This is a genomic window from Algibacter sp. (genome assembly GCF_029245835.1).
Taxonomy (GTDB): Bacteria; Bacteroidota; Bacteroidia; order Flavobacteriales; family Flavobacteriaceae; genus Algibacter_B.
The window spans coordinates 1-10,004 of record NZ_JAQWOO010000028.1 but is presented as its reverse complement, the minus strand read 5'-3'; the positions used below and the strand labels follow the sequence as shown (position 1 = coordinate 10,004).

Sequence of the window (10,004 nt, the reverse complement as noted above, 5' to 3'; positions counted from 1 at the left end):
GAAGTTACCTCTCAGCCTACCGCAGGACAAGTGGCTGATTATATTATCTGTGATGACCAATCCAACGATGGTAAAGAAATTATAGATTTATCACAGTTTGATGCTTCCGTGTTTAATGGACAGTCTTCTACGGATTTTGCTGTTACTTATCACGAAACACAATCAGACGCAGATACAGGACATGGGGCGCTTCCAAGTACTTTTGAGAGTGGAAGTCAAGAACTATTTGCAAGAATAGAAAATACAGCAAGCGCATCTAGAACTATAGTATGTTATAACACCACCAAGTTTAATGTTGTTATAGACCAAGCTTTAACCGCACATCAACCATTAGACCTATATTTATGTGATGATGCCTCGAATGACGGAAAAGAATTTTTTGATTTGGCTTCACAAAAATCAGCGATTTTAAAAGCTCAAACTGGTAAGGTGACATTCCACGCTTCGCAATTAGATGCAGATTCAGGGAATTTACCATTAGATGAAAACTTTGAGAATCAATCCCTTTCACAAGAAATATTTGTAAGAGTAGAGAATTTGGTAAATGCCACATGTTATGATACCACGTCGTTTTATATAGAAGTAAGGTTTCAACCTATAATTGATATTGTTAAAACTTGGTACTTATGTCCAGGGGAAGATTTACAACTATATGTAAACTCTATTCATGATGAATATCTTTGGTCAAATGGAAAAACCGATTCAGAGATTACCATCAACAAAGCTGGAAGTTATTCTGTAACTGTTTATAATGTTCTTGAAGGGCGATCAAAATGTGGTGTAACAGAAACTATTCAAGTTTTAGATACGGAGATACCAAAATCTGTTGCTATTATTGAAACGGATTGGACTGTTAATAATAATTCAATTGAAGTTTATGTTGATGGGATGGAAAGCTATTTGTTTTCTATTGATGGTGATGTTTATCAAAGTTCTAATGTATTTAATAACTTAGAAGCAGGAGATTATACCGTATATGTTAAGAATGAAAGAGATTGTTTATTGTATTCAGAAGACGTATACTTATTAAATTATCCAAAGTTTTTCACCCCAAATAATGATGGTTATAATGATTATTGGAAAATAAATTTCTCTGAAAAAGAATTAGGTATTGAAGTACATATATTTGATAGATATGGTAAACTAATAACAAAATTAAATGCATCCTCTGAAGGTTGGGATGGTACTTTTAATGGGCAATTACTAGCTACAGATGATTATTGGTTTGTTGTAAACAGACCAAGTAAGAATAAAACGCATAAAGGGCATTTTACTTTAAAACGATAAAATAAAAAAGCCCTAAAGGTTTAAAACTTTAAGGCTTTTTCTATACTTATTTTTTATGGGTTAACGTCTAGAGCGTCTTGGTCTAGAACTTCCAAAATCACTAGAATCTGAACGTCTTGGTTTAGAGCCGCTATCACTTCTACGTCTGTCACCTCTATTTCCAGAAGATTCTTTTCTATCATCTCGTCTTCCGCCACTGCGTCTATCGTCACGTCGTTTTCCAGAACTACCGCTACGTCTATCATTTCGTCTTCCACCACCGCGGTTTTCAGATACTTCAACATTTACAAAACGCCCTTCGTGTTTAAAATCGGTAAAATGAGCGAGTACTTTTTCTTTTAATTCGTTTTCAGTATTAAAAAACGAGAAGCTGTCTTTTGTTTCCACTTTAAAAACGTCATCTCTACCAAGATTCATTTGCTCTTTCAGGAAGTCTTTCAACTTCATCCAATCAAAACCATCTTTTCCACCAACGTTTATAAAGTAACGCGTAGAATCATTTTTACTACCTCTACTAAAATCACGTCCACCTTCACGTCGGCTATCCCTGTCATAAGAGCCTTCAGCAACATTTAAGTTTTTAGATTTATTATAGTAATTATAAAAACGTGTAAACTCAACAGAGAAGAACTTTTTAATCAATTCATCTTTATCTGTATCAGCAAACAATTCGTTGATGCTGGATAAATGCTTATCAATTTCATGGTTAATCTCTGTATTGTGAATTTTATTAGCAAGCGACATGAGTTGCACCTCGCAAATATCAGCACCATCAGGAATATCCTTTTTCTCGAATTTTTTATTAATAATGCGTTCAATACTTTTTATTTTACGCACTTCACTTTTCGAAACAATAACCATTGAGATTCCCGTTTTACCAGCTCGCCCTGTTCTACCAGAACGGTGTGTGTAAACTTCAGGTTCATCAGGTAATTGGTAATTTATAACGTGTGTAATATCATCAACATCAATACCACGAGCAGCAACATCAGTAGCCACAAGTATTTGTATTTGTTGGTTTCTAAACGATTTCATTACTAAATCACGTTGATTCTGGCTTAAATCGCCATGTAAAGCCCCAGCGCTATACCCATCTTCAATTAAGTTTTCGGCAACTTTTTGAGTATCACGTTTTGTTCTACAAAAAATAACAGAAAATATATCAGGATTTGCATCACTCAAACGTTTCAAAGCTTGATAACGATCTCTAGCGTTAACTAAATAATACTCATGAGATACATTACTCGTACTTTCATTTTTAGTCCCAACTGTAATTTCCTGTGGATTATTCATGAATTTTTTAGCAATAGTAGCTACCTCACGAGGCATTGTTGCAGAAAATAACCAGGTGCTTTTATCTACAGGGGTATGCGATAAAATATCGGTAATATCCTCTTTAAAGCCCATGTTTAACATTTCATCAGCCTCATCTAAAACTGAATATTGGATTTTAGAAATATCAACCAAACGCCTCTTAATCATGTCCTTCATACGTCCGGGAGTCGCCACAATAATTTGCGCACCACGTTTAATTTCACGGGCTTGATCTTGGATGCTAGAGCCACCGTAAACAGCAACCACGTTAAGGCCCTTACAATATTTACCATACAATTTCATTTCGTTGGTAATTTGTAAACAAAGCTCTCTAGTAGGCGATAAAATTAAACCTTGTGTGGTTCTACTAGCGACATCAATTTTTTCTAACATCGGAAATCCAAAAGCCGCGGTTTTACCCGTTCCAGTTTGGGCCAAAGCCACTAAATCGGTTTCCGATTCTAATAAAATAGGAATTGCTTTTTCTTGAACTTCACTGGGTTTAGTAAACCCTAAATCTGTAATTGCTTGTAATAGGTCGTCATTAAGACCTAAATCTTGGAATGTGCTCATTTTAATTTAATGTATGCGATTTATTATGCAGTGTTACATAAAGAAGTGAATCGACATACTTAAACCTAAACTTCTAATAACACATCCTCACTCTGAGGAATTTAAACTCGTTTTGAGTTTCAAGGTGCAAAGATACACTATTATTTGGATTTTTTTTATTTGGTTGTTTTAACACGCTTAACTCATGCATTATTATTTTAAATTTTGGAATTCGTGAATATAAATATTTCACTACTCAATCTTTTTAAAACGTCATTGCGAAGGAGGTACGACTGTGGCAATCTGTTTAGTTATTGTTCAAATTAAAATAAATGCCATTAAGTTTTAAAAAGGATTTCAAACAGGTTGTTCAATCGTTAACGCATTTGTCTGTGAAGGATTTTGATAAATAGGGAATCATTGTTTGTTTTCATGTCGAAATAAGGTGCGATTATGATATCAAAATAGATGAATAAATAATTTTAGCATCTTTGTGCCACATAGATAATAAGATTTCTACTTGTATTTAAATAACTAAGAGCTTTTAAACTTACTTCCTCAAATTCCCAATCCGCTCTAACAACGTTGGGTGCGAATAATGCATAAATACATAAGCAGGATGTGGCGTTAAATTGCTCAAACTGTTTTTCGAAAGCTTCTTAAGTGAGGTAATTAAAGGTTCGCCTTTATAAGTGTTTTTTGCATAGTCATCAGCTTGGTATTCAAATTTTCTAGAAAATACATTCATAATTAACCCTGTAATTTCAGAAATAGGCGAGTAGAGGAGTCCAAAAGCAATTAATCCAATATGAAAGCTTGGTATTTCAACACCCAACGCTTGAGATAATAAAGGGTTTGAAATAAATAACGATAAAATATAAAGTGTTAATCCAGTTAATAAAATAGAAGCAAACAAGTTAAAGATGATGTGTTTCTTTTTATAATGCCCAACCTCATGTGCTAAAACGGCAACAATTTCTTCATCATCTAAATCATTAATCAAAGTGTCATAAAGTGTGACCCGTTTTTCACTGCCAAAACCAGAGAAATAGGCATTGGCTTTTGTACTTCGTTTAGAGCCGTCAATCACAAAAATCTTATCCAATTTAAAGCCAACCGTTTTAGCATAAGCTGAAATCTTATCACGCAAAGTGCCTTCCTCTAAAGGCGTTTGTTTATTAAAAAGAGGTACAATAAGTTTAGAATAAAACATATTCATAAACAACGTAAAAATAGCTACTAAAGCCCAAGCATATAACCAGAAATGTTTCCCTGTAGCCTCGTAAAACCAAATGATTAACGCTAAAATACCACCGCCAACAATAGCCATCATCAACCAGCCTTTAATTTTATCTAAGAAAAAAGTTTTGATAGTCGTTTTATTAAATCCAAATTTTTCTTCAATAACAAAGGTGCTGTAATACGAAAATGGCGTGGTTAAAATATCGCTACCAATCATAATTATGCCAAAGAATATCATTGCAACTATAATTGGCTGCTCGCTATAACTTCTTGCAATATGGTCTACAAATTCAAAACCATCAAACCATAAAAAGCCTAAAGTTAAAACCAAGGAAAACGTTGAGGTAATTATACCAAACTTGTATTTTGTTGCTTTGTAGTTTTGCGACTTTTTGTATTCTGATTCATCATAAACATCTTGCAATGCGTTTGGAAGTTTATCGTTAAAATGTTTCGCATTTAAGGCATCAAGAATTTTGTCAACTATGAAATTGATGACTATAATGGCTATGATGATGTAAAATAAGGCTGTTGATGTCATATTTTTTATGTCATTGCGAGAAGCTTTTTAGCGACGTGGCAATCTGTTTAATTTTAGTTTCAATTTATAATATTCTTGCTTTACGACTTAGGTCTTTACAAGAAAAACTCATTTAAAATTCCGTTGACGTTTGGCCTCAAAAATAAGAATTCCTGCCGCAACCGAAACATTCATTGAATCAATTTCACCTTGCATAGGAATAATAATATTTTGAGTCGCATTTTCTAACCATTCATTACTCAATCCTGTAGCTTCGGTACCCACAACAATAGCTGTAGGTTCTGTAAAATCCTGAGTGTGATAATTCACAGAGGCTTGTAATGCCGCACAATAAATATTAATATGTCTAGTTTTTAGAAATTCGATGATTTCAGATGTGGTTCCAGTAGCAATTTGATTAGTAAAGAGGCAACCCACACTAGAACGAATAATATTCGGATTATATAAATCAGTTTTTGGGTTGGCAATAATTACAGCATCAACATTTGCCGCATCTGCAGTTCTTAAAATGGCACCTATATTCCCAGGTTTTTCAGGCGCTTCTGCAACTAAAACTAAAGAGTTTTTTGATTCAAACTTTAAATCAGTTAATTGATTTTCTTTAGATTGTGCAACAGCCAAAACACCTTCAGTAGTAGCTCTGTAAGCTAATTTTTGATAGACTTCTTTTGAAATCTCAATAGTATCGAGTTGTTCTGGTATTAAATTGTTTAGATCTTCAATAGAGAACAATTCAGGGTAAAACAAAACAGTTCCAATCTCATAACCTCCTTTTAAAGCTAATGAAACTTCGCGTACACCTTCAATTAAAAATGTACCAGTTTTTTTTCGTTCGCGCGACTTGTCCTTGAGTTGAACAAGTTGTTTAATATACGTGTTTTGTGAACTAGTTATTTCTTTCATAAGAATCAAGCAAAAGTAATAGTTTTTATGTAATTATATTCCACTAACTTCGTCAAAGACTAAAACTTTTCAAAACTACCGAAATGAAAAAATACATCTTTTTAGCACTCGCAATTTCAGTATTAGCTTGTAAAAATAAAACAACGCCAGCTATAGATTATTCCCAAGAAACGCTAGATGTAACAACAAGTATTTATCCAGAAAACATCACAAAAGTATTTGGTGCTCACGGTGGTTTAGATACATGGAATGGCATGAAGTCTCTAGAATTCACCATGAAAAAACTTAATGGCGATGAGGTTACAACCACCAACTTAAAAAATAGAAAATCGTTAATAGAAATGCCGCATCATACCATTGGGTTTGATGGTGAAGATGTTTGGTTAAAAAATAAAGATACAGCAACATATAAAGGGAACCCGAAGTTCTATTATAATCTCATGTTTTATTTTTATGCGATGCCTTTTATTTTAGCTGATGATGGTATTATTTACGAAGATGTCGCCGCTTTAGAATTTGAAGGTCAATCATACCCAGGAATTAAAATTTCTTATGAAAGTGGGGTGGGAGAATCACCAGAAGACGAATACATTTTATATTACGATTCTGAAACCCATAAAATGACCTGGTTAGGCTATACTGTAACGTATTTTTCAAAAGAAAAAGGAAAGGAATTTCATTTTATAAAATACAATAATTGGCAAACTGTAGAAGGTTTAGTCTTACCAGAAACTTTAACATGGTATAATTACGAGAATAATTTGCCTACTGAGAAGCGAAACGATTTACCATTCACAGATATAAAACTATCAAAAGAAGAACCAGATACAGATATGTTTGAAGCACCAGCGGGGGCAACTATTATAGATTAAGGCACCAATAAACCTCTTGGGCTAATTGTTAAATTACTGCCATCACCAGGGAATCTATGCATAATTTTTAGTAATTCTTTACTTAAATTTCTTTGCTCTGATTGAGACCAAGCAAAATGTCTGTTTGCACGTCGACTGTTATCTATGAAAAAATTAGTGTTTAGATAACCATTTGTTTCAGGCAACAAAAAAGAGTCCTTGTTTAAATTATTTTTTGAGGTAAGTGCTTCTTTAATATTTGGGTATTTCAATGAAATTAAAGCAGGAAGTTTAGCATCAATAATATTAATTTCCTGTGCGTAAGTTTGCGAGCAAAAAAAAAGTGCTAAAACTATCAGTATGTGTTTCATGTGTCTTTAATATTCTTTTTTTTGTTATATGTAGCTTCCATATATAGTCATTCCTTTGGGTGTCAAACTCTCGTTATAGAAGTTTTATAATCTCAAAAACTTTAATTTTATCTAAAGTACAAAACTTCCAGAAATTTACTGAAATAAAAGAGAAAGGGTTTGTAATTCTCAGAAAAAAATAAAATACAAACCAGAATTAAGTCTTTAAAAGGTCTGTTGGGAGCAACAATTGTAGAGTAATTACATTGGGGTAGTCTCAAAGTAATTAACAATAAGAGCCACTACATAATTATAACTTCTCATGCCTTTACTCTGGCTATTAGCTTTTAAAAAATTACCATAAAACAATTTAAAATAAGGTTCAGCAGGATTTTCATGAGCTTCCCAAAAATCCCTAATCTCTTTATAATTTTTTAGAATACCTGTATTAACACTTGCTACAATATTCTCATATAAAGCTTCATCGCGTCTGTAAATTTCATTCAAGCAAAATCGCAAAGCAAAAGTATAGCCTGTATATTTAAAATAGATATTATCATGACTCGTCGTAGCCAAAAAACCAATAAAATTAGCTTCATTCTCAGCGGCATATCCCAATTGGTGTGCAATTTCATGAGCCGATGTTGTAGGGAATTTATAAACAGGAATCAAACCATCAACTTGGGCTTCATTGGTTAAGGGGTTCAAATAACCACTAAACCCCATATAAGTTAAAGGATAGCTATATATGGATTTTTTTAAGCTTTTCGAGTTGTATTCTAAATGCGGAAAACGCTGCATTAAATTATCATACCCTGAAGGGGTCATTTTAAAAATCTCAGATTTAGTTAAAGGAATATCAACTTTAATGGTGTCATTTTTAGAAATTTCAGAATGTAAGGTATTCGATTTTTTAATTAACGATTCAGTAACATGTACTAGTTGTTCTGTAGTATAATCGCGCTCTAAATTCAAACTCTTATGCAGTGGTAAACGATGGTAATTCAATCCCCAAAATATATGAAACGCACCATATATTATGGCAATAGCAGCAAAAACATCAACAAACCAATTTTTTGTGTCTTTACGCAAACGCTTTCTGTTTATATAAAACCATCTTATTACATAAAGGCCCGCAAAAGTATATACCAAGTCGCCAAAGGAAAAAGGCATCCAGCCCAATGTAAACCTAAAAACTTTTGAAATTACAGGATACAAGCCATTACTGTAATATTGCTCAATAAACTCAGGATAGTTAGATAGCAATTTTACAAGTAAAAATTGTGGAATTAACGATAACGCAATAATCGTTTTTTTCTTTTTCAGCATGTATCAAAAGTAATAAAAATTTGTACCCTATCGCAGTTGCATATTTATTAAGGTTTCTTCCTGCTTTCCACTGTATCTTTTTGTGAGGCAGTCCCGAACTTGTTTCAGGATTTCATTAGGTTTCGTCTTTTTTACCTAGGTACGTACGGCAATATAAAAAATTCACAAAAAGGATGCCGTTTCAATCAGGAGTAGCTGCCAAATTCCGTGTCAATTTGCTATCTTTGAAAACATAATAAATACGCCATGAATTTAGAAATAAGACTACTAGAACCAAAAGCCCTTTGGAATAAATTTGCCGATTTAAACGCAGTACCACGTCCATCTAAAAAAGAAGAACGTGTTATCGCTTTCATGAAAGATTTTGGTGAAAATTTAGGTTTAGAAACTATTGAAGATGAAGTTGGAAACGTTATTATAAAAAAACCAGCCACTGCAGGTATGGAAAATAGAACCACCATAGTTATGCAATCGCATTTAGATATGGTACACCAAAAAAATGGTGATACTGTTTTCGATTTTGAGACTCAAGGAATTGAGATGTTTGTAGATGGCGATTGGGTAAAAGCAAAAGGGACAACCCTTGGTGCAGATAATGGTTTAGGCGTGGCAACAATTATGGCTATTTTAGAAAGCACAGATATTCCACATCCAGCAATTGAAGCCTTATTTACTATTGATGAAGAAACCGGAATGACAGGAGCTATGGGCTTAAAAGGCGGTTTACTTTCTGGAGGTATTTTATTGAATTTGGATACCGAAGAAGATGATGAAATAGGAGTGGGTTGTGCTGGTGGAGTCGATGTTACTGCATCTAAAAATTACCTTCCAATCCCAAGTTCTAATAATGCCAATGCATATAAAATAACAATTAAAGGACTGCAAGGTGGGCATAGTGGTATGGAAATTCAATTAGGATTAGGAAATGCTAATAAATTGATGAATCGTATATTATCTGAAGTGAATGACATTTGTTCTTTATCCTCTTTATTGGGAGGAAGTTTACGTAATGCCATTCCGAGAGAAAGTAATGCTATTGTAGTAGTAGCAATTAATAACGAGATCGATTTTCTAGCTGGTTTTGAAAAAATGAAAAATGAAATTAAAAATGAATTTCATCATTTAGAGTCTGCTATTAATATTAGCGTTAAAAAGGTAGCAGTTCCAGAAACGGTAATGAGTATCGAAGATCAAAATCAGTTTTTTAAAGCTGTCTATGCTACTCATAATGGTGTTTTTAGAATGAGTCCATCTATTGAAAACTTGGTAGAAACATCCAATAATATTGCTAAAATAGCGGTAAATAACGGAATCATTAAAATAGAATGTCTTACCCGTTCGTCGGTAGATTCATCTAAAGAGAATATGGTAAATACTTTATCGTCAGTATTTGATCTAGCTGGGTTTACTGTTAGTTTTTCCGGAAATTATCCGGGTTGGGCTCCTAATATGGATTCAGCTATTTTAAAAGTCGTTGCCACTTTATATGAAAAAATAAATGGAGAAAAAGCGAATATTGCAGCTTGTCACGCAGGATTAGAATGTGGTATCTTAGGAACAAATTATCCTGAGATGGATATGATTTCTTTTGGATCTACGATAAAAGGAGCACATTCTCCCGATGAAAGAGCTAGT

At 33.4% G+C, this 10,004-nt stretch carries 8 protein-coding genes; 3 read left to right on the top strand and 5 right to left on the bottom strand.

What is annotated here, in order from left to right; genetic code table 11:
* Positions 1 to 1,287 (top strand): T9SS type B sorting domain-containing protein (locus tag P8K68_RS04355; RefSeq protein ID WP_300248432.1); only part of this gene is annotated, 1,287 nt, incomplete at its 5' end.
* Positions 1,288 to 1,347: 60 nt separating this feature from the next.
* Here the strand turns inward: P8K68_RS04355 and P8K68_RS04350 are convergent.
* The 3 genes from P8K68_RS04350 to P8K68_RS04340 form a co-directional block, all read right to left on the bottom strand.
* The gene (locus P8K68_RS04350; RefSeq protein ID WP_300248431.1) at positions 1,348 to 3,174 is read right to left on the bottom strand and encodes a DEAD/DEAH box helicase; all 1,827 of its coding nucleotides are present in this window, start codon (positions 3,172 to 3,174) and stop codon (positions 1,348 to 1,350) included.
* A 529-nt stretch (positions 3,175 to 3,703) separates the two neighbouring features.
* Positions 3,704 to 4,936 carry a M48 family metallopeptidase gene (locus P8K68_RS04345; RefSeq protein ID WP_300248430.1) on the bottom strand — a complete coding sequence of 411 codons (1,233 nt, stop codon included), beginning with the start codon at positions 4,934 to 4,936 and terminating at the stop codon, positions 3,704 to 3,706.
* A 108-nt stretch (positions 4,937 to 5,044) separates the two neighbouring features.
* Positions 5,045 to 5,839 carry an RNA methyltransferase gene (locus P8K68_RS04340; RefSeq protein ID WP_300248429.1) on the bottom strand — a complete coding sequence of 265 codons (795 nt, stop codon included), beginning with the start codon at positions 5,837 to 5,839 and terminating at the stop codon, positions 5,045 to 5,047.
* A gap of 83 nt (positions 5,840 to 5,922) precedes the next feature.
* On the opposite strand from P8K68_RS04340, the gene P8K68_RS04335 reads away from it, so the two are divergent.
* Entirely contained in the window at positions 5,923 to 6,711 is a 789-nt protein-coding gene (locus P8K68_RS04335; protein ID WP_300248428.1) for a DUF6503 family protein, read from the top strand.
* Here the strand turns inward: P8K68_RS04335 and P8K68_RS04330 are convergent.
* Positions 6,708 to 7,061: a hypothetical protein gene (locus P8K68_RS04330; RefSeq protein ID WP_300248427.1), complete on the bottom strand. Its 354-nt coding sequence runs from the start codon at positions 7,059 to 7,061 to the stop codon at positions 6,708 to 6,710. The genes P8K68_RS04335 and P8K68_RS04330 overlap by 4 nt on opposite strands.
* A gap of 240 nt (positions 7,062 to 7,301) precedes the next feature.
* Positions 7,302 to 8,369: a DUF3810 domain-containing protein gene (locus P8K68_RS04325; protein ID WP_300248426.1), complete on the bottom strand. Its 1,068-nt coding sequence runs from the start codon at positions 8,367 to 8,369 to the stop codon at positions 7,302 to 7,304.
* Positions 8,370 to 8,615: 246 nt separating this feature from the next.
* On the opposite strand from P8K68_RS04325, the gene P8K68_RS04320 reads away from it, so the two are divergent.
* The coding region (locus tag P8K68_RS04320) for an aminoacyl-histidine dipeptidase (RefSeq protein WP_300248425.1) at positions 8,616 to 10,004 on the top strand (1,389 nt) is incomplete at its 3' end.